Raw genomic sequence first — 18,554 nt, 5'->3', positions numbered from 1 at the left:
GCGTCCCTCGCGCTATAAGGAGAAGCGGCGTTCGGGGAGGATGGAATGCGCGGCCAATATCGGATCTTCGCCGATTACCATCAATTCTACCTTTGGGATCAGCTCCACGGCAGCAATACGCTGATCGACTTCACCGAAGAGGATTGCCTGAGGCGGGTCGCGGTGGCCGCGCATGTCATCGCCATCCAGCCGGATCGCAACATGACCGTACCGGTCGAGATCGGCTTGCTCGACCGGCCTTCCGCCGAGCCGTTCGACGCGTGGGACCATGTCGTGGAGGCGAGCCTCGCGGTGCCGTCCGGAATCCTTGAATGCCATGAATGTACCGGCGGCTCGATCGATCGCTGGCGCGTGACGCCCGGCCCCTATCGTGTCAGGGCCTGTTTCGGGGGGCTGGGCACGATCGACGCTTTTGGCATCGAAGGCGGCGATCACTATCGGGTCGACGTATGGCCGGCTCCGCTCGCACCGGTCGTCTTGCTCAAGGATTACGGTCCGCGCCGGGTTTGGATCGAAGCGGGTGACCACCCTCTATAAGAAGCTCAGGCGACGGCGCGCGGTCCGGTCGCCCGCATGCAGCGGCATCCGCGCTCGAAAAGACGATCGCGCATGTCCGAACCGCCGTCCGCCTATCTGAAGGTCACGATCGCCCGCGCCGGGTTCGACCGCTGGCTCGCAGCCAAGCCGCCCGTAGCGCAGCAGTGGGATGACTGGCGGACGATCGGCATGCGCTGGCGCAGCGACGGGGGCACGACGCTGCCGGAGATGCGTGACGAAACGCTCGCCGGCATCCTCGACGAGGCCAGCAAGGATCTCGCCCGCTTTGCGACCAATGCACAGGCCCTCCTGTGCTTCTTCGCCAACCTCGGGTGCGACGAGGGCCTGCATATCGCGGCCTATGACACGACGGACAGTCATTTCCTCGCGGGGACGCTGACCTGGTCGGAAAACCTCGGCGAGATCATCGCCTGCCTGACGCTGATGCGCGGCGTCGCCGACTATCTCGCGCCGGGCGAGCGCGGCACCGCCGTCATCCACAATTACATCTGGGGCGGAGATGGCCGCGACGCGACCGCCGCCGCGCTCGACATCGGCGCGGCGGGCAAGAGTCGGCTGCTGCCGCCCGACGCCTGGCCCGCGGTCATCGCCACCTTCCAGCCGGCAGTCGACGACATGCTCGATCACCGCCTGCCGGAGACCTATCCGATCCGGCTCGAACCCGCGTTGCAACGCCACCGGATCGGCGGCACCGCGCCGACGGCGAACTGATCCGCTCGTTCCGGGACACGGCATCATGATCGGAGCCGAAGCTGGTTTTCTCAAGGTGTCGATCGCGCGACCGGCGCTGGTCGGCTGGCTGCACGCCGCACCGACGGCTGCCTGTCGCTGGGACGATTGGTCGCGCCGCATCTGGCACGTCGACGGAGCGGCACGCGGCGCGATCTTCGACGATCGGACGCTGGCCGACGCCGCGACGGTCGCCGCGCGCTCCGCGATCAACCACGACCTGCTGCTCCATCTGATCGGCGGCGCGGCGGCACCATCGATCGCGGCATTCGACAACAATGGCGTCTTTCTGGCTGGGACGATGTGCTGTTCCGCACGTCCCGGCAACATCCTCGCCTTCCTGGCGCTGGCGCGCAGCCTGACGGACCATCTCGACCGCGATGGCCATGCCATCGCCGTCGTCCGCAACCATGGGTGGAGCCACGGCGATGCCGAGGCGACGATCGACGCGCTTCTCGTCCGGCCCTTCGGGGAGCAGCGCGACCAGATCCGCATTCCCGTCATCGCGGAAACGCGGCACTGAGCCGCCGGCCTCGGCCTTGCCGTTGGCGACCGCGCATCCCACATATTGGTAGCAGACGAACCACGACGCGGCGCGCACAGCAGGCGCCCGCGCGTCATGTGCCGCTTGCTTCCCTTTTTCGGCAGGCTGCGCTAAGGGCGCGCCGACGCTACGCGAACAGAGGTTGATTTTTGGCCAAGGAAGAATTGCTCGAGATGCGCGGCCGTGTGGTGGAGTTGCTCCCCAACGCGATGTTCCGTGTCCAGCTCGAAAACGACCACGAAATCCTCGGGCACACCGCCGGCAAGATGCGCAAGAACCGCATCCGCGTGCTGGTCGGCGACGAGGTGCTGGTCGAACTGACCCCTTATGACCTGACCAAGGGGCGGATCACCTATCGCTTCATGCCCGGTCGCGGCGGCCCCGGCCCGCAATAAGCGGCGGCGGCCTGCGTGTCGCTGGTACTCGCCTCCTCCTCCCCGCGCCGACGCGAATTGCTCGGCCGGCTCGGCCTCGTCGCCGATCGCACCGCCGCGCCCGAGATCGACGAGGCGCCGCTGCCCGCCGAGCGCCCGCGCGACTATGTGCTGCGCATCGCCTGCGCCAAGGCGACGGCCGTGCCACGCGCACCGAATGAGGTGATCCTCGCCGGCGATACCACGATCGCCGTCGGTCGCCGCATCCTCGGCAAGCCCGCCGACGCCGCCGATCTGCGCGCGATGCTGACCCTGCTGTCGGGGCGGCGCCACCATTGCCTCTCCGCCGTCGCGGTGATCGACGCGGGCGGGACGTTGCGCCACCGCCTGTCCGACACGATCGTCGCCTTCCGGCCGCTCGGTGGCGACGAGATCGACGCCTATGTCGCCAGCGGCGAGGGCGAGGGCAAGGCGGGCGGCTATGCCATCCAGGGCCGCGCCGAGGCGTTCGTCCGCTTCATCCATGGCAGCCATTCCGGTGTCGTCGGGCTGCCGCTGATGGAAACGCGCGCGCTGCTGCGTACCGCCGGCCTGCCGCTTGCCTGAATGGCTGTATGAGGACGGGATCGGCGAGGCGCGCGCCGCGCTGGTCGCCGACGGCCGCATCCTCGAAGCCGCCATCGCCCTGCCCGACCCGCTGCCGCTCGACACCGTCGCCCGCGCCCGGCTGATCGAGCTGACCGGCGGCGGCATGGGCCGGCTCGACATCGGCGGCAGCGAGGCGGTGATCGCCCGCATCCCGCCCGGCGTCACCAAGGGCGCCAGCCTGACCGTGCGGATCAGCCGTGAGGCGATCCCCGAACCCGGCCGCGCCAAGCCGCCACGCGCCGTCGCCAGCGACGACGCCCCTGCCCCCGGCCCCACCCTGCTCGACCGCCTGACCGCCAGCGGATGGCCCGTCCGCATCCTGCGCGCGCACGAACCCGATGCGCTCGAAGCCGCCGGCTGGTCCGAATTGCTCGACGAGGCGATCAGCGGCGCGATCGTCTTCCCGCTCGGCAGCCTGCGGCTGTCGCCGACACCGGCGATGACCCTGTTCGACGTCGACGGACCGCCGCCGCTCGAGCCGCTCGCGCTCGCCGCGGCGCGTGCGGTCGCGCTGGCGATCCGCCGTCACGGCATCGGCGGATCGATCGGCATCGACTTTCCGACGCTCGCCAACAAGGCGGCACGCGCCGCGGTCGCCGAGGCGCTCGACGCCGCCTTGCCCCAGCCGTTCGAGCGCACTGCGGTCAACGGCTTCGGCTTCCTCCAGATCGTCCGCCCGCGCCCGCGGGCGTCGCTGCCAGAGCTGCTGCGCGACGATCCGGTCGGCGCGGCGACGCGCGCGCTGCTGCGCCGGCTCGAACGCGAGACGCCGGGCAGTCCGTTGCGGCACCGGCTGCCCCCGGCGATCCACGCCCGGCTGATGAGCCGCCCCGACTGGCGCGACGCGCTTGCCCGCCGCACCGGCGTTCCCCATATTCTGGACAGCGCATGACCCGATCGACCTGCCCCCTCTGCGATACGCCGACCTCTGCCGAGCACGCGCCCTTCTGTTCGCGCGGCTGCCGCGACCGTGATCTGCTGCAATGGCTGGGCGATGGGTATCGTATTCCGGTCAAAGACGATGAGAACGGGCTGGACAGCATCGATTCGGCTGACTAAAGGCCGCGCTTCCGAACGCGAGCATGCTCGCTTCCACCCTGCCCGGGTAGCTCAGTTGGTAGAGCATGCGACTGAAAATCGCAGTGTCGGCGGTTCGAATCCGTCCCCGGGCACCACTTTCCCACATTTGTATTTTGCGTCCTGCCGTTCACGCTCAGGCCATTGCTTTGCAGGAGTCTGGGCACCGAAGGTGCCGGGCCTTGGGTTAAAGCCCTGTCGAGGAATGCGTCGGGCGCCTCACGGCCCGATGTCGATCGCCTCTGCCTTGGCCTGGCGGGACTTCGCATCGGCGAATCCGAGTTGCACGGCAACCGCATCGTTCCAGCCATAGGGATCGGTGCGGAACGCGACCGTGCCATCGTCGGCGACGAAAGCGTTATGGTAGAGGAGCCGCACCGGGATCTCGCGAGGCAGATCGACGATCTCGTACGTGCCGGAGGCCTGTGCCTTGGCCCAGGTGTCGCCGACCCCTTCCTGATCGGCCAGCATCGCCGCAAAGCCCAGGGCATCCGAGACCCGGACGCAGCCATGGCTCAGATGCCGCTGGCTGCGCCCGAACAATTCGGGGGCGGCCGTGTCGTGCAGGTAGATCGCCTGATCGTTCTTCATGTCGAACTTGACCAGACCCAGCGCATTGTCCGGCCCCGAGGGCTGTACCCAATAGCCGTTGATGCGGTGCATGGCCTTGGCCCGGACCGTCGCCCGGGAAACCGGGATCGACTTCGGCACCGTCCACGTCGGGTTGGCGACGAGGCGATAGATCGGCGAACCGAGTGGCGGGGTTTCCCGGTCAGGCTCTCCGACGATGACCTTGCGGCGATCGACCAGCTGCCCATCGCGATAATATTGCAGCTCGGCGGCCGCTGAGTTGACGTCGATGCGCGTGGCCGGCGGCGTTCGCGACAGCCAGCGTCGCCGCTCCAAGGCGACGGCGAGGGTGCGGGCACGGTCGCCAGGCCGGAGCGTCAGGACCCCCAGCGTATCGGGGCCGACGATCCCGTCCGCGCGGATGCCATAATCCCGTTGCAGTGCCTTCACCGCATCCGCGATGTCTTGGGTGTACAGGTCCCGCCGGCGCCGCAGACGGTCGAACCGTCAGATAGCCATCGTCCGCCAGCTGGTCGGCGATCTCCGCCACCTGCGGATGGACGTCGCCGACGTGGATGCTCTGCGCCAGCGCGAGACCGGGCGTCGGGACGTCGGTCTGCCGGTTCGCTTCGAGATAGGCCTGGGACAACATCCTGTATTCCGGGTCGGCGGGAGCCAGTCCATCCAGCCATTGGGCAAGGCGGTTCTGACGGAGGGCATCGCGCAATGCTCCGGCCTGGACGGGCATGGGCCGCGCGATCGTGTAGACGTCGTGGAGCGATGACGGATCCACCAAGCCCTGCGCCAAGGCATCGGCGTACCGCATCGCAGCCTTGGTATAGGCCTCGGCCGCCTCGGCTGCTGGCTGATCGTCGATATCGCGCGGCAGGAACGTCAGATGATCGAGACCGTGGCGGGTACGATCCGCCAGCGCCTGTCTCAGGGCGGCACGGTTCGCCCCGCTCCAGAGGCTTTGCCACTCCGATGGTGAAACGAGTGCGGCCTGCTCCCCCGATGGGGTCTGTGCCATCGCCGGAAACACGGGGATAAGCGCGATCGCGCCGAGCCATACGCAAAACGTCGGTGTCTTCATGCAAGGCCAACGAACGACGTCCCTCCTGCGCCTCACCGACCCTGGCAAGCGAGCCTCGATCCTTCTCGTGAACGACCTAAAGAGGATCGTTCGCCCACAATCGGCCAGTCTCGGTCAGGCCGACAGAAGCTTGCAGATCCAGCGGCTGCGTTCGAACTGCCCGCAGATGATGACGATCGCGGCGGTCAGCGGCACCGCGATCAGCGCGCCCGCGATGCCCCAGACCCAGCTCCAGAAGGTCATGGCGACGATGATCGCCAGCGGCGACAGGCTGAGCTGCTTGCCCTGCAACAGCGGATAGACGACGTTGCTGATGGTCAGTTGCAGGATGACGAAGCCGACGAAGACGAGCGCGGGCATCTGCCATCCCCCGAATTGAACGAAGGCGAAGAGCACCGGCGGCACGATTCCGACGATGTTGCCGATCACCGGGACGAAATTGAGCAGGAAGTTGAGGATGCCCCAGACCAACGCCAGCTCGAGCCCGGTCATCCACGACCACAGGGCCGAGGCGACGCCGGTGAGGATGCTGGTGGCCAGCGTCGTGCCGAGATAGCGACGGACCTGCGCCGAGATGTCCTCGCCGGCGGCCAGCATGTCGCGGCGGTCACCGCTTTCCGTCATCTCGTACAAGCGACGCTTGAGCCGTGGCACTTCGGGCAGGCCAAGCATCACGATGATGCCGATGAACCCGACATAGGTGACGAACCCATAGACCCCGCCTGCCAGCAGCTGGAGCAGCGCCATGATCCGTTGGCGGTTGATGGTTCCCGCGATCGGCACGCCATGCTCGGCAGCCCATCCGGCAAGCCGGCTATATCCCTGCTCAAGGCTCGCCCAGTTCGTCGTGAGTGCGGCGAGGACCTGGCCGATCGACAGATAGACCGCTGCGGCAAAGGCGCCGAGGATCGCGATCAGCGACAGCAGCGTCAGCGTATAGGCCAGCCATGACGGCATGTGCCGCGTCAGCCTGCGCTTGAGCGGCCACAAGGCCGCGACGATGATCGCGGCGAAAGCGATCGGCATCGCGACCGCAAAGGCCGCCTTCAATGCCCCGATCAACACGACGGCCGCGATGAGCGTCATCAGTCGATTGCGATACCGATGTTCGGCCTGACCGTCGCTCATGCGTCGCGTTCCTCGATAATGATGCCTGCCTGATCCATCGCTTCGGCGTTGAGGCGGCCGCCGAGCAGCAACGCCCAGGCGGACACCATCAGCCAGAGCATCAGGATGACCGCTGCGGACAACGATCCATACGTGTCATCGAACCGCGCGAGATGCGTGACGTAGAGGCGGAACACGAGGGTCGCCCCCACCCACATCGTGACGCCCGCGACCGTTCCGGGCAGGACCGATCGCCACGGTATGGCCGCCTCGCTCGCCGGCGCATAGCGATAGACCAGCATCAGGCCGAGGCCCGCCCCCAGCGTCAGCGATCCGAACAGGATGATGGTCGAGGCGAGCCGTGCGCCGGGCAGCCCGTCCGGAACATAGCTTTGCAGGAAGGCGAGCACCGACAGCGAGATCAGGGCGGTCAGCACCAGCCCCGCACATCCCAGCACCAGCAGCATCGCCGTGATCTGCCGGCGGAGTCCCCGGCGCTCGCGCTCGATGCGGAAGGCGAGGTTGATGCCGTGGAGCAGCGAGCGTCCCGCCCGCCGCGCGCTGAACAGCGCGATGCCCAGCGAGACGATGACCGTCACGCCGGCGGAATGGCCGGACAGCGTATCGCGCAATCCGCCCGCCACGATGTGTTGCGCGTCGCGCGGCAAAATCGCCGTCAGCGTCGCAAGATTGCGGGCCACCGTCGCGCCGGGGACGAACAGGCCATAGGCTCCGGCGATCAGGCCGACGAGCGGGACGAGGGCGAGAAAGGCGGCGAAGGCAATCGAGCTGGCCGCGATGCCGAAATCGTCCCGGAGGCCGCTGCGCACGGCGCGGACCGACAGCGCGACCCACTTGCCGCCGGACCCCAGCCGGCGTTGCAGATGGCGAGGCGATGCGAGCTGCCGCAGCGACGCGCTGATCGCCGCGGCGGCGGCCCTAGCCTTCCGCCGGTGCACCGACGAATACCGCGACCAGACAGAGGATGCCGACGGCGACGAAGCCGATGCGATGCAGCATCGATCCTGCCTTGCTCCGGGCCGAGACCAGCAACGCCAGCACGCATTGCATCGCATAGAAGAGCGCAAAAGCGCGCGACGACAGCGCCACGACCTGGAACGGGTCGGTCAGCCAGACCACCAGCACCGCGAGCGCCCCGGCCAGGGTGAAGGCGAGCGGCACGCTGATCTTGCGCCGCGACACTTCATTGACCAGCCCGCCCGATCCGATCGAGTCCGCAACGGCGGCGCTGAGCTGGCTGGAGACGGCGCCGGCCAGAACGAAGATGCCGAGCGCGGGCGCGATGAATTCCATGATGTCGAGGATACCGGCCACCCCCTCGGTCGCCGCGGCGCGCGCGAGGAACGGCGTCAGCAGCGTGATGAAGGCGAGATAGATGACGGACGCAATCCACTGCGCGTGACGCATCGTCCTGATCCGCAAGGCGGCGGCATAGTCATGCCCGAGATAGCGCGACGTCTCGAACCCCTGCACGGTGATGATCAGGCCGAGCAGCATCGGGATGCTCGCCCAGGAGATGCGCGCCGGCGGCAGCGGTTCGGTCATGCCGCCCCTGGCCCAGGCGATGCCGAGCGCGACCAGCATGCCGGCGATGATGCCGATCTTGATCGACACCGTCCCATGCGCGAGATGCTCGACCTTGCGCAGGCTCCCGCCCAGCGCCAGCAGCGTCATCAGCACGATGATGACCGTCACGATGCTATTGGCGGCAACCGGCTGCCACGCCAGGTCGATGGCAACCGGCTTGAGCGTGAACTCGGCCAGCAGCTTCAGATAATAAGCGACCGAGACGGCATAGGCGAGCGCGAGGACGGCTTGGGTCAGACGCGCGACCCAGGCGATCGGATCGTTGAAGCGCGCCTCGGCAAGGTGGTTTTCGACATGGACGATGTTGAACCGGATCACCCAACCCGCCGCATAGGCGATGGCCAGCAGCAGGCCCATGGCGAGGATGGCGGCACTGCCGAACTCGCGGGCGAGCAGCGGCCCGCAGATCAGAAAGCCCGACCCGATGATCGAGGCGAGCGGCGTCACCGTCGCGCGCCAGCCATCGCTGCGCGCGAACGGGCTGACGGTCAGTGCGAGCGTGACGATCAGGGCAACGCCGAGCGCGACGGCGACGATCATGCGACGCCCTCGAACAGTGCGGTCGTAGTGTCTCGTCCGAGCCGGGCGTCAGAATGCAACGCCCCGCGACCGCCCGCAGCGGCACCCGGTCGACCGCGGCCGTCCACAGCAGCACGGCAATCGCGCCTGCACGCCACTGCGAGCAATCCTGTCGTTCGGCGGTGGCGGCGACCGGCAGGCCGGCCGCGCCCACTGCGCTTCCGTTCCCGGCGCTCGGGAATCCGGATCGACGTGGCGCCGGCTGCATGCGCCGGCTGATCCAGCGTTGCCATGGTATCCGCAGCGGCGATGACCGGCCGACAGGCTCGCGGCGGAGCGATGCGCACACCCCCGCCGTTCGCCCATATGCGTCCACGGGGCGCCTTTATCCGGCCGATGGCGAGGGTGGCGTGCGGCACCGGCGAGACCGGGGCGATCATGCGGTCTTGGACCCGGGCGACCGTCACGCCGTCAGCGGCAACGCCGGTGCGGCGTCGGAGCAGGTGGCCGGCAGCGGCGTCATTCATGCCCGTCAGCCATGTTCATCCGCCGTCCGGTCCGCGGTGTCCGCACGCCCGACAGGCCGTGCGCGGGGCGGATTGGCGCCGGCGGGCCAGCCTTCCCGCTGCCGCGTCCGGTCGCCGTCTGTCTCTTCGGTCTGGTCGTGGAAGAGGATCTGCTGCGTCGGGAACGGCAGGTCGATGCCATTGTCCGCCGCGGCCTGCCAGATCGCCAGGATGACGCGCGCGCGCAGGTGGACGAGGTTGGTCCGCTTGGAATCCGACCACCAGCGCGCCCGCAGCGTCACCGAGCTGGCGTCCAGTCCCCAGGGCAGTACCTCCGGCGCCGGGTCCGCCTCGACGCCGTCGACCTTGGCGATGGCTTCGGCGAAGACCGTCATCGCGCGATCGGGCTTGTCGCCATAGCCGATGCCGATGTCGAACTGGTCACGGCGCACCGGAAACGCCGTGTTGACCATCACGGGCGAGGTGTAGACGTCCGAATTGGGGATGATGACCCGGCGACCGTCATAGGTCTTGATAAGGGTCGCACGGCTCTGGATATGCTCGACGGTACCTTCGAAATCCTTGACCACGATCTGGTCGCCGCGCCGATAGGGGCGGTTGATGAGCAGCAGGATGCCGGCCAGCAGGTTCTGGAGGATGTCCTTGAACGCAAAGCCGATCGCGACCGAGCCGATACCGAGGCTGGAGATGATCGTCGCAGGCTTCACGCTCGGGAACACGATAACACAGGCGATCAGCACGGCCGCGGCCACGATCAGACCAAAGGTCAGCGAGGCGAGGACCCCGCCGAGGTCGACCAGCCCCTTGTGGTGGAAAGCCCGCCGAACGCCGTTTGCGATCAGCTTGCCGGCGAACCAGGCGATGATGACGAAGACGATGCCGCCGACGATATTGGGCAATTGCAGGAAGAAGTCGTTCGATGCGACGTGCAGCTTCGCCGTGATCAGGTCGATCGGGTTTCTCGCCGGCGGCGGTGTGACGGACTGCATCGTTGCAGAACGGGGTGTCAAAATCGTTGTTCCGCAAGCGATACGGCTGGCCTCACGGAACGAGCCATGCGATCGCGAAACAGGTCGCCGCGCCGACGACGATGTTCATCGGCAGGCCGATCTTGACGAAATCGGCGAAACGATAGTCGGCCGCTGCATAGACCATGGTGTTGGTCTGATAGCCGATCGGCGTCGCGAAACTGGCCGATGCCGCGAACATGACCGTGACGATCAGCGCACGGGGATCATTGCTGCTCGCCTGGGCGAGGCCGATCGCGACCGGCGTCATGATGACGGCGACGGCGTTGTTCGTGACCGTCTCGGTCAACAGCGATGTCAGGAAATACAGGACCACGATCACGAGCAGCGGGGACAGTCCACCGATCCACGGTCCGATCGTATCGACGACGAGCTTCACCGTGCCGATCGCCTCCAGCCCGCTGCCGATGCCGAGCATCGCAAAGATGAGGACGAGGACGCTGCCGTCGATCGATCGCCACGCCTCTTCGGGATCGATGCAGCCGGTGACAAGCACGATGCCCACGCCGATCAGGGCGAGGAGAACGACCGGCATCGCACCGAGCGCCGCGAGCGCGATCACGCCGGCGAGCGTTCCGATCGCGATCGGGGCACGACGCCGGCGGAAGCGGCGGACGTGGCTGGTATCCTCCGCGATGAGGTTCGTGTTCTCGTGCAATGCCGCAAGAGCGCCGGCATCGGCGGCGACGAGCAGACTGTCGGCCGCGCGCAGGCGCACGCTGCCGAGGTCGGGTCCGGGCAGATGCCGGGCGCGCCCGATCCCGAGCACGCGGGCAGGCAGGTTGGACAGGAAGGGGATGTCGCGCAGCTCACGCCCCAGTGCGGGATGCGACGGCGCGATCGTGAGGCCGATCAGGCGCACGTCGTCGGCCCGCTCATCCTCGGCGAGGCGTATCGGACGACCGACATTCTGGAGGCCGACGATCACGCCCCGGCTGCGGGCGAGCCCGTCCAGTTCGTCGGCCGAACTGGCCACCACCAGGCGATCATCGCGGGTGATCCGCAGGTCGGGGGGCGGCTCGCGCAGCAATTCGCTGCCGCGCCTGATCGCGACAAGGCGGACGGCATCACGCTTGAGGAAGGACAGGTCCGCAAGGGTCGGGCGCTTCGCCGCTTCCTCCTCCGACAGCGTCAGCTCGGTCAGGTAGCGCAGCTGATGGCGGTCCGCGATGTCATTGTCCGGCCGCGAGGGCAGCAGCTTCGGTCCGAGCACCAGCATGGTGGCGATCCCGGCCGCCATGGCGACGAGGCCGCCGCCGGTGATCTCGAAGATGCCGAATGGCGCCTGTCCGTTCGCGCGGGCGACGCCGTCCACCAGCAGGTTGGTCGAGGTGCCGATCAGCGTCAGCGTCCCGCCGAGGATCGAGAGGTAGGACAGAGGGATCAGCAGCCGGGTCGCCGGAATGCCGACGGTCTTCGCCAGTCGGCGCACCAGCGGGATGAGGACGATGACGACCGGCGTGTTGTTGATGAAGGCCGGGGCGGTCGCGGCCCCGGCGAGCATTTCGGCGACGGTCCGCCGCGGTGCTGCTGACGCGCGGCGGACGACGACACTGGCAAGCGCCTCGATCGTGCCGGTGCGGACCAATGCGCCCGACAGGACGAAGAAGGCGGCGATCGTGATCGGCGCCGGATTGGCGAAGGCGGCCGTGACCAGGGCGGGGGTCAGCCAACCGCAGACGATCATCGCGCCGGCTCCGACAATTGCGATCGTGACCGGCGGAAAGCGTTCGCTCGCGAAAGCGGCGAACAGCGCAATGACGAATAGCAGACCGATCACCGGCTGATGCGCTTGGAGCGCTGATGCGATGACGTCGAACACATCCCCGCCCATTCTGGTCCGCTACGGCGTCATCAACGTGAGGCGGACCGATCGCCCCCGCCACCCGACGATATCGACGGGCAGCGCCCTGCCCGTCCAATGCTTTGATGCATCCGTTTGTCGAAAAGCATGAACCCAGACACCGTCCGCGACGTTCGTACGGCGTCAACAAGGAGGTACCATGTTCGAGAAGCTGCGGATCAAGGAGCATATGGAGATCGCCGGTTCGGACGGCGAACACGTCGGCACCGTCGACAAGGTCGAGGGCGAGACGATCAAGCTCACCAAGACCGATTCGTCCGACCATCAGCATCACACGCTGCCGTTCGACATGGTCGACCGGATCGAGGACAATCGCATCTACCTGAAGGTCACGAAGGCAGAGGCGCAGGCAGCGAAGGCCTGACGTCCAGGGGCGCCACGAGCCCCAAGGGCTTGGTGGCGCTACCCTGACCGCGAACACGAGGGCGGCCGATCATCGGCGACGCCCTGTTTATTTACCTCATCGCGTCCGGCCCGAAAAAGGGACGGACAAACCCCGGCCGATGGCGCCTCCGATCGCTGGTCAGGCTGTACCGGCGAGCCAGGCGGTGCCGTCACGCAAACGCCGCTTGTAATCGGGCTCGGCCAGCGCCGCGCGCAGCTCGTCGGCCCGGTGCCGGACCCGGCGCAGGTTGAAACCCTTCAATCCGTCATTCGCCAGCTCTTCGAGCTTGTCGGCATAAGCGCGGATCGTCGCGAGCCGATCGGGCTCGTCGCAGTCGAGCGACACCTCGCCGAGCGCATTGAGATAGCGCAGCGCCGCGACCATGTCGGCTGCGCAATATTGCGCGAGCGCGCCGAACGAACGATCCATCAGCGAGGCGAAGGTGACCGGATGGGCGATCACTCGCAGCGCACCGTCGTCGTCGACACGCAGGTGCGACGGCAGCGACCGGCCGGCGAGATCGGAAAGCGCCGCGCTCAGCCAGTCGAGACAGGTCACGGCGGTGAAGGGATCGTTGACGCCGGGCGAGAGGGCGCGCGCGGCGATCTCGACCAGCTCGTCGACCAGAAAGCGCAGATCCTGCAAGGCGGAACGGCGCGATCCGATCGCGACGGCATCGCGGAGCGCGTCGGCGCATTTGTCGTCGCATCGTCCCGGCGGCCACGCTTCCACCAGCGCCCGGCCGATATGGACGAAGTCGCCGGGCTGATATTGCAGCCTCAGCACCAGCCCGTTCTCCCGAGCGACCCGCATCACCGTCTCGTCGTCGAGAAACTGGATATAGCCGGTGTCCTTCGCCGTCACGACGAAGCGATCCGCGCCCACCGCGGCATCGGCAGTATCACGGAAGGTGGCAGGCAGCTTCTCTGCGGTCGAGTCATGATCGTCGGGCGCCTCGCCGATGAAACGGGGAAAGCGATCGTCGATGCCGCGCAGCAGCCGGTCGCCGACATCTTCGATGACGCTGTTGATGTGGATCTTCGACGGGACGTGATGGATGAAGTAGATCAGCACCGCGATCGAGCAGAGTGCCAGCAGGACACCGACGAGCAGCGCCAGATTGGGCACGAAACCATAGCCGCCGGATTCCTCGGCCGAGCGGATCGTGCGCAGCACCAGCAGGCAGTAGAGGAACGTCGCGATGAAGGTGCCGAGCGTCACCTGATTGCCGCGGTCGCGCATGAAATTGGTGAGCAGTCGCGGGCCGTATTGGCCCGACGCATAGACCACCGCCGCGATCGTCACCGAAAAGACGGTGCCGGCGACGGTGATCATCGATCCCCCGACCGACGACAGCACCTGCCGCGCCCCGTCGGGGTGCGAGGCATAGACCCAGGCATATCCGCCCATCCACGACGATCCGAGCGTCGCATCGAGCGTCACCATGCCGATGGCGAGCAGCACCGCGCCGATCGCCATGATCGTCGGCACGAACCAATAGCTGGAGCCGAGATAGTCGGCGAGACGAAGCAGGCCGGCTTTCATCGGCAGTACCTTTCGGAAAGACCCGGCCTATTCGGTCTGCCGGGTCTGAGGGACCCAAAGAAGAGCGGCGGCCTGGTCGGCGACGATCGCGTCGCGTCGCTCCTGCCGCATCGTGGCCTCGTCCTTATCTGCCGCCCTGACCGCATCGGCACGGGCCCCGCCCGTGTCACGCACGTTATCGGACCGAGCGTCGTCGGAATTCCTGACGCGATCGGTGCGCCTGTCGGACGGGCCTTTCCCACAATGGCTCAACGGTAGAGCGGCAGGAAGACGCCGACCGCGATACTATCCGTCATGGGTCGACTCCCGAGAATAAGGGCGAGCCGCTCGCCCCGGCGCACCGAGCCCGCGATCCGGTCTAGAACAACCAAAGAGCCAATCCCCCGGTTCCGGCGAGCCCCTTCCGGGAAGCGACTGATGATCTTCGGGCGAGACGGTGCGCCCAATGCCGGATCAGCAGCCCACGTAGCGCACGCAACATACTATGGCGTCGACGTCTTGCAGGACAGCCGCTCCGTCGCTTCGATCAACCGGGCAACGGCCATACCGTCGTAAGGCTTGGTGAAAAATACCCCGTCACCCGGCAGCTCCGACCTGTTCGGACGGCCCCTGCCGGACGCGATGATGAGCTGGATGTCAGGCCGACGCTCGTGCACCTTCCTCGCCAATACCAACCCGTCGAATGGGCCAGGCATATGAATGTCTGTGAACAGCACGGTGATCTCCGGATGCTGGTCGAGCGTACACAATGCGTCTTCGCCGCCGTCGGCTTCGATCACCGTGAACCCGACATCTTCGAGAACATCGACGGCATACATGCGGATCAGTGTCTCATCATCGACGACGAGGACGACGGCCGATGGGTGGGGACTATCCATCATGGGCCAACATGCCGCGCGTACGATACGTTCCGGATCGGAGCGACCTAACTCTCGACGATCGCTGCCAGCGATGAGCGCACCGTCCATCGGACACCGCTCGGTTCATAGTCGATGACCGCCTTGCCACCGAGATCGCGGCCGAGGCTCTGCATCAATCGTGTCCCGAAGCCGACCCGCGTCGGCTCCGTGACGACGGGTCCGCCATGCTCCTTCCAGACCAGCTCGAACACCGGTTCGGCCTCCTGGATCACGGTCCACCGCAAATCGACATGACCCTCCGGAACCGACAGGGCGCCATATTTGGTCGCGTTGGTGCCGAGTTCATGGAGCGCCATCGCCAGCGCAAGAGCGGCGCGTGCACTGAACCGGACCTGCGGGCCGGATACGCGGATACGCCGCGAGCGACCGCCCTGGAGCCGGATCGCACCGTCGACGATCGTGTCGATCGGCGCGGCGGACCAGCTCGTCCGCGTGAGCAGATCGTGCGCTTCGCTCAGCACCTGGAGGCGATTGCCGATCGTGTCGCGCGCCTCGGCCGGCGTTGATGCGTTGCGCAGCGACTGGCTGACGATCGCCTGGACGATCGACAAGGTGTTCTTGATGCGATGCTGAAGCTCGTTGTTGAGCAGCGCCCGATGGTCCTCGGCGGCCCGCAGCTCGGTGACGTCTCGCACCGTTCCCAGAAAGCGTTTGGCCATGCCGACGACCACCGCCCCGATGGCATGGACATGGCGTTGACGCCCCGCCGCGTCGATCGTCCGGAACCCGACGTCGAGCATACCGTCCGTCGTCACCGCCTCGCGGACGACCGCGTTGACCCGCTCCCTGTCATCGGGATGGACCTGACGGATGAAGGAGTGCTGGAAATCGAGCGGCTCGTCGGGCGTATGACCGAGCAACTCCCGCGTGCGGGCATCCCATTGCAGGTTGCCGAGCTCGAGCGTCGACTCCCATGTGCCGAGCTCACCCGCCTCTAGCGCCAGGCGCATCCGGGTTTCGCTGTCCGCCAGCGCCAGCTCGGCCAGCTTGCGGTCGGTGGTATCGATCGCGACGCCGGGAAAGTGGGTCGCCTTGCCGCTGCCGTCATACGCGCAGCGCCCCTGCGCCATGACCCAGCGCACCGCCCCATCGTGGCGGAGGACCCGATATTCTTCGGCAAACTCCCCGGTTTCCGCGATACACTGGCGGATCGCCTCGGCCACCCGCTCGCGATCGTCGGGATGGATGCCGGCGACGAAGGTCGCCAGTGGCACCCCGCTTTCGCCGAGCTCCGGATCGACAGAATAGAAGGCGCAGAATTTGCTGTCGGCGCGCAGCGTATCGGTCCGACTGTCCCAGTCCCACGAACCGACGAAGCCCGCCGCTTCGAGGGCGATCTTGAACCGCTCCTCGATCGCCTTCAGCCGCTCATATTCCAGCCGCTGCTCGGTGCGGTCGCGCAGGATCTTGATGAAGCCGATCGGACGATCCGCTTCATCGGTCAGCGGCATCATCTCGCCATTGGCCCAGAAGCGTTCGCCGCCCTTGCGCAGATGCCAGCGCTCGTCCTTGCCGCGCCCCTGCGCCAGGGCGGCGCCCATTTCCTTTTCGGGGATCCCGTCGTCGCAGTCTTCCGGGGTGAAGAAGCGATGGCACGGCAAACCGCACATCTCCTGCTCGGTCCAGCCCATGATCCGCGCCGCGCCCTCGTTCCAGCTCGTCACCGTGCCGTCGAGGCGCATCGACACGATCGCATAATCCACCGCACTGTCGAGGATGAAGCCGTGTCGCTGATCGACCTGCCGGCGCTCGGCCAGCTGCTTGCGTGCGGTCAACAGGGCCATCACCTGGCGCGACAACGCCAACAACGCCTGCCGCTGGTCTGCGTTGAGCTGGCGTGGTTCATAATCGACGACGGCAAGGGTGCCGAGCTTCTCGCCATCGGATGCGACCAGCGGCGCACCGGCATAGGACCGGAAACCGGCCTCTCCGGTGACGAGCGGATTACGGGCAAACCGGTCGTCGTTGTTCAGATCGGGAATCTCGAACACGCCATCCTGTTCGATGGCATGGGAGCTGATCGACCACGCACGGGGGATGTCGGCCAGATCCAAACCGATCGGCGCCTTGAACCACGTCCGCTGGTCATCGACCAGCGATATGAAGGCAATCGGCGTTCCGGCGACCTGCGCCGCGATACGGGTTATGTCATCGAGGCCCTGTTCGGTCTTTCCAGCCAGGACATCATAATCGGTCAGGGTCGCCAGACGGCGTCGTTCACCATCATAGGTGCTGCTGTTTTCGCTCATGGTCCCCCGTGCCAGTGCGAAAGCCCCCGAGGCGATCACCGTCTGATTCCAAGCTTATAAGACGCCTAGCACGATCCATCCGGGTCAGCGAGACATGGCAGGCACCGGTATGACGATGGAGGCGGAACGGCTCCATGGCGTCCCATTCGTCCTGCATCATGGGGCATGACGATCCTCCGGATCGACCGGCGCGCAGGCGACTTCGAGGCATCGACACCGCTCCGAACCCGGTCCGATCACCGATCGCGCCGTGACGTCTGGCGCTGATCGAGCCTCGAATCCGACATAGGCAATCCGCCGCGCCCATCGAACCGATCGAACGGGGTGGATGCTACCACGAACGGCGTCCCGCCGCGCGGCCAAGGGCGTTTCGAACACCCTCTCCACGCCCCGATCCACGTCCGTGACGCCTGACGGGCAGGTGTTCGACACGGCAATCGCCCTGTCCGTCCACGCAGCGTGTATCGCGCGGCTCACCAGGGACGCTGCGGAACCGTTGGCGCGGCCGATGACCGCGCGGCCATCAGGCCATCGCCATCATCACCGATGTCGAGGCGAGCGCTCCCGCGAACAGCCGCCGCGCGGCCGGGCAGCCCTTTACCCGGCACGGCGCAAGGCGTGCGAGCTGATCCGGATCGGCGATCAGCTGACACAGCAGGGCCTCGTCGCCGTCAGGGCCGAACGGGCAGCCGCGGCACAGCGGCCGGCCGAGACAGGCTTCGCCCAGCGTCATCACGCTGTCGATCACCGGTGCGAGCATGTCATAGCCCAACGGCGCGAGCAGCGCGTGCAGCCGCTGCTGGACCGGACCACGCTCGTCGCGCGTGCGGCGCCAGCAGCGCGCGGCGCGGGCGATGACGGCGGGCGGCATCGTCATCGCCCCAGCCTCGGCCAGAGCCGACCGACCCGCACGCAGTAGCGCGCATAATGCTCGCCGAACTGGTGACGCATCATCGCCTCCTCCTGCGGCACCCGCAGCCACCACATGGCGGCAAAGGCCGGAACGACGAGCAGCCCGGCGATGAGATTGTGGACCAGCAACGGCTGGCAGAAGGCCGCCAGCCAGATGCTGACGTACATCGGATGCCGCCACAGCGCGTAGACGCCGCCGGTGACGAGACGATGCCCTTCGCGCAACTCCAGCCCCGGACTCCAGTTGCGGCCGTATCGACCGGTCTCACATGCATCAGCCGCCCTCCAATCTGCTAT

20 protein-coding genes, 1 tRNA gene and 1 pseudogene are annotated in these 18,554 nt (G+C 67.0%); 10 read left to right on the top strand and 12 right to left on the bottom strand.

What is annotated here, in order from left to right; genetic code table 11:
• The first annotated feature begins 45 nt into the window (after window positions 1-45).
• From V8201_RS03215 to V8201_RS03180, 8 genes are all read left to right on the top strand, one after another.
• Window positions 46-537: a hypothetical protein gene (locus V8201_RS03215; RefSeq protein ID WP_336544462.1), complete on the top strand. Its 492-nt coding sequence runs from the start codon at window positions 46-48 to the stop codon at window positions 535-537.
• Between the two features lie 72 nt (window positions 538-609).
• Window positions 610-1,269, top strand: a complete 660-nt coding sequence (locus V8201_RS03210) for a hypothetical protein (RefSeq protein WP_336544461.1) — start codon at window positions 610-612, stop codon at window positions 1,267-1,269.
• A 25-nt stretch (window positions 1,270-1,294) separates the two neighbouring features.
• Complete coding sequence (locus V8201_RS03205; protein ID WP_336544460.1) at window positions 1,295-1,810, top strand: hypothetical protein; 516 nt, start codon at window positions 1,295-1,297, stop codon at window positions 1,808-1,810.
• Between the two features lie 170 nt (window positions 1,811-1,980).
• Window positions 1,981-2,226, top strand: a complete 246-nt coding sequence (infA, locus tag V8201_RS03200; protein ID WP_017977808.1) for a translation initiation factor IF-1 — start codon at window positions 1,981-1,983, stop codon at window positions 2,224-2,226.
• Between the two features lie 15 nt (window positions 2,227-2,241).
• Complete coding sequence (locus V8201_RS03195; protein ID WP_336544459.1) at window positions 2,242-2,811, top strand: Maf family protein; 570 nt, start codon at window positions 2,242-2,244, stop codon at window positions 2,809-2,811.
• Window positions 2,804-3,745 (top strand): ribonuclease, encoded by a 942-nt coding sequence (locus V8201_RS03190; RefSeq protein WP_336544458.1) that lies wholly within the window; start codon window positions 2,804-2,806, stop codon window positions 3,743-3,745. The genes V8201_RS03195 and V8201_RS03190 overlap by 8 nt, the downstream gene beginning before the upstream one ends.
• Complete coding sequence (locus V8201_RS03185; RefSeq protein WP_081792956.1) at window positions 3,742-3,912, top strand: DNA gyrase inhibitor YacG; 171 nt, start codon at window positions 3,742-3,744, stop codon at window positions 3,910-3,912. The genes V8201_RS03190 and V8201_RS03185 overlap by 4 nt, the downstream gene beginning before the upstream one ends.
• 40 nt (window positions 3,913-3,952) lie before the next feature.
• Window positions 3,953-4,028 (top strand) — tRNA-Phe (locus tag V8201_RS03180).
• Between the two features lie 121 nt (window positions 4,029-4,149).
• Here the strand turns inward: V8201_RS03180 and V8201_RS03175 are convergent.
• Window positions 4,150-4,950, bottom strand: coding sequence for a L,D-transpeptidase family protein (locus V8201_RS03175; RefSeq protein ID WP_336544457.1), 801 nt, complete (start codon window positions 4,948-4,950; stop codon window positions 4,150-4,152).
• Between the two features lie 106 nt (window positions 4,951-5,056).
• On the opposite strand from V8201_RS03175, the gene V8201_RS03170 reads away from it, so the two are divergent.
• Window positions 5,057-5,284 carry a hypothetical protein gene (locus V8201_RS03170; protein ID WP_336544539.1) on the top strand — a complete coding sequence of 76 codons (228 nt, stop codon included), beginning with the start codon at window positions 5,057-5,059 and terminating at the stop codon, window positions 5,282-5,284.
• Here V8201_RS03170 and V8201_RS03165 read toward each other — a convergent pair.
• The 6 genes and pseudogenes from V8201_RS03165 to V8201_RS03140 all read right to left on the bottom strand — a co-directional run.
• Window positions 5,198-5,530 (bottom strand): annotated as a pseudogene (locus V8201_RS03165) (L,D-transpeptidase scaffold domain-containing protein); the annotation flags it as partial. The gene V8201_RS03170 and the pseudogene V8201_RS03165 overlap by 87 nt on opposite strands.
• 177 nt (window positions 5,531-5,707) lie before the next feature.
• On the bottom strand, window positions 5,708-6,721 hold the full coding sequence (locus tag V8201_RS03160) for an AI-2E family transporter (RefSeq protein WP_336544456.1): 1,014 nt from the start codon (window positions 6,719-6,721) through the stop codon (window positions 5,708-5,710).
• Window positions 6,718-7,659, bottom strand: a complete 942-nt coding sequence (locus V8201_RS03155) for a YihY/virulence factor BrkB family protein (RefSeq protein WP_336544455.1) — start codon at window positions 7,657-7,659, stop codon at window positions 6,718-6,720. Before V8201_RS03155 ends, V8201_RS03160 begins: the two co-directional genes overlap by 4 nt.
• Window positions 7,640-8,848 (bottom strand): Aq_097 family APC-type transporter, encoded by a 1,209-nt coding sequence (locus tag V8201_RS03150; RefSeq protein ID WP_336544454.1) that lies wholly within the window; start codon window positions 8,846-8,848, stop codon window positions 7,640-7,642. The genes V8201_RS03155 and V8201_RS03150 overlap by 20 nt, the downstream gene beginning before the upstream one ends.
• Before the next feature lie 511 nt (window positions 8,849-9,359).
• On the bottom strand, window positions 9,360-10,343 hold the full coding sequence (locus tag V8201_RS03145) for a mechanosensitive ion channel family protein (protein WP_037532708.1): 984 nt from the start codon (window positions 10,341-10,343) through the stop codon (window positions 9,360-9,362).
• A gap of 52 nt (window positions 10,344-10,395) precedes the next feature.
• Window positions 10,396-12,069 carry an SLC13 family permease gene (locus V8201_RS03140; protein WP_373276455.1) on the bottom strand — a complete coding sequence of 558 codons (1,674 nt, stop codon included), beginning with the start codon at window positions 12,067-12,069 and terminating at the stop codon, window positions 10,396-10,398.
• 316 nt (window positions 12,070-12,385) lie between these two features.
• Here V8201_RS03140 and V8201_RS03135 point away from each other — a divergent pair, with 316 nt between their 5' ends.
• Window positions 12,386-12,610, top strand: coding sequence for a DUF2171 domain-containing protein (locus V8201_RS03135; protein WP_037532707.1), 225 nt, complete (start codon window positions 12,386-12,388; stop codon window positions 12,608-12,610).
• Window positions 12,611-12,769: 159 nt separating this feature from the next.
• Here V8201_RS03135 and V8201_RS03130 read toward each other — a convergent pair whose 3' ends face one another.
• The 5 genes from V8201_RS03130 to V8201_RS03110 all read right to left on the bottom strand — a co-directional run bounded on the left by V8201_RS03130 (window position 12,770) and on the right by V8201_RS03110 (window position 18,554).
• Window positions 12,770-14,176, bottom strand: coding sequence for a DUF2254 domain-containing protein (locus V8201_RS03130; RefSeq protein WP_271299279.1), 1,407 nt, complete (start codon window positions 14,174-14,176; stop codon window positions 12,770-12,772).
• Between the two features lie 482 nt (window positions 14,177-14,658).
• Window positions 14,659-15,144 (bottom strand): response regulator, encoded by a 486-nt coding sequence (locus V8201_RS03125; protein WP_271299280.1) that lies wholly within the window; start codon window positions 15,142-15,144, stop codon window positions 14,659-14,661.
• Window positions 15,102-17,345 carry a PAS domain-containing protein gene (locus V8201_RS03120; RefSeq protein ID WP_336544452.1) on the bottom strand — a complete coding sequence of 748 codons (2,244 nt, stop codon included), beginning with the start codon at window positions 17,343-17,345 and terminating at the stop codon, window positions 15,102-15,104. Before V8201_RS03120 ends, V8201_RS03125 begins: the two co-directional genes overlap by 43 nt.
• Window positions 17,346-17,868: 523 nt before the next feature.
• A complete protein-coding gene (locus V8201_RS03115) occupies window positions 17,869-18,222 on the bottom strand; it encodes a hypothetical protein (RefSeq protein WP_152542165.1) in 354 nt (117 codons plus the stop codon).
• Window positions 18,219-18,554: an isoprenylcysteine carboxylmethyltransferase family protein gene (locus tag V8201_RS03110; protein ID WP_336544532.1), complete on the bottom strand. Its 336-nt coding sequence runs from the start codon at window positions 18,552-18,554 to the stop codon at window positions 18,219-18,221. Before V8201_RS03110 ends, V8201_RS03115 begins: the two co-directional genes overlap by 4 nt.

Origin of the sequence: Sphingomonas kyungheensis (assembly GCF_037120395.1) — a bacterium.
GTDB lineage: Bacteria > Pseudomonadota > Alphaproteobacteria > Sphingomonadales > Sphingomonadaceae > Sphingomonas > Sphingomonas kyungheensis.
Note: the sequence above shows the minus strand (reverse complement) of the source record. Positions and strands in the feature narration are given on the sequence as shown.

Excerpts from the sequence above, each read along its gene's own strand:
- V8201_RS03140 (WP_373276455.1), bottom strand. The coding sequence starts at position 12,069 with ATGATCGTCTGCGGTTGGCTGACCCCCGCCCTGGTCACGGCCGCCTTC.
- V8201_RS03150 (WP_336544454.1), bottom strand. The coding sequence starts at position 8,848 with ATGATCGTCGCCGTCGCGCTCGGCGTTGCCCTGATCGTCACGCTCGCA.
- V8201_RS03130 (WP_271299279.1), bottom strand. The coding sequence starts at position 14,176 with ATGAAAGCCGGCCTGCTTCGTCTCGCCGACTATCTCGGCTCCAGCTAT.
- V8201_RS03205 (WP_336544460.1), top strand. The coding sequence starts at position 1,295 with ATGATCGGAGCCGAAGCTGGTTTTCTCAAGGTGTCGATCGCGCGACCG.
- V8201_RS03160 (WP_336544456.1), bottom strand. The coding sequence starts at position 6,721 with ATGAGCGACGGTCAGGCCGAACATCGGTATCGCAATCGACTGATGACG.
- V8201_RS03125 (WP_271299280.1), bottom strand. The coding sequence starts at position 15,144 with ATGGACGGTGCGCTCATCGCTGGCAGCGATCGTCGAGAGTTAGGTCGC.
- V8201_RS03120 (WP_336544452.1), bottom strand. The coding sequence starts at position 17,345 with ATGAGCGAAAACAGCAGCACCTATGATGGTGAACGACGCCGTCTGGCG.
- V8201_RS03185 (WP_081792956.1), top strand. The coding sequence starts at position 3,742 with ATGACCCGATCGACCTGCCCCCTCTGCGATACGCCGACCTCTGCCGAG.
- V8201_RS03145 (WP_037532708.1), bottom strand. The coding sequence starts at position 10,343 with ATGCAGTCCGTCACACCGCCGCCGGCGAGAAACCCGATCGACCTGATC.
- V8201_RS03135 (WP_037532707.1), top strand. The coding sequence starts at position 12,386 with ATGTTCGAGAAGCTGCGGATCAAGGAGCATATGGAGATCGCCGGTTCG.
- V8201_RS03115 (WP_152542165.1), bottom strand. The coding sequence starts at position 18,222 with ATGACGATGCCGCCCGCCGTCATCGCCCGCGCCGCGCGCTGCTGGCGC.
- V8201_RS03170 (WP_336544539.1), top strand. The coding sequence starts at position 5,057 with ATGGACGTCGCCGACGTGGATGCTCTGCGCCAGCGCGAGACCGGGCGT.
- V8201_RS03210 (WP_336544461.1), top strand. The coding sequence starts at position 610 with ATGTCCGAACCGCCGTCCGCCTATCTGAAGGTCACGATCGCCCGCGCC.
- V8201_RS03215 (WP_336544462.1), top strand. The coding sequence starts at position 46 with ATGCGCGGCCAATATCGGATCTTCGCCGATTACCATCAATTCTACCTT.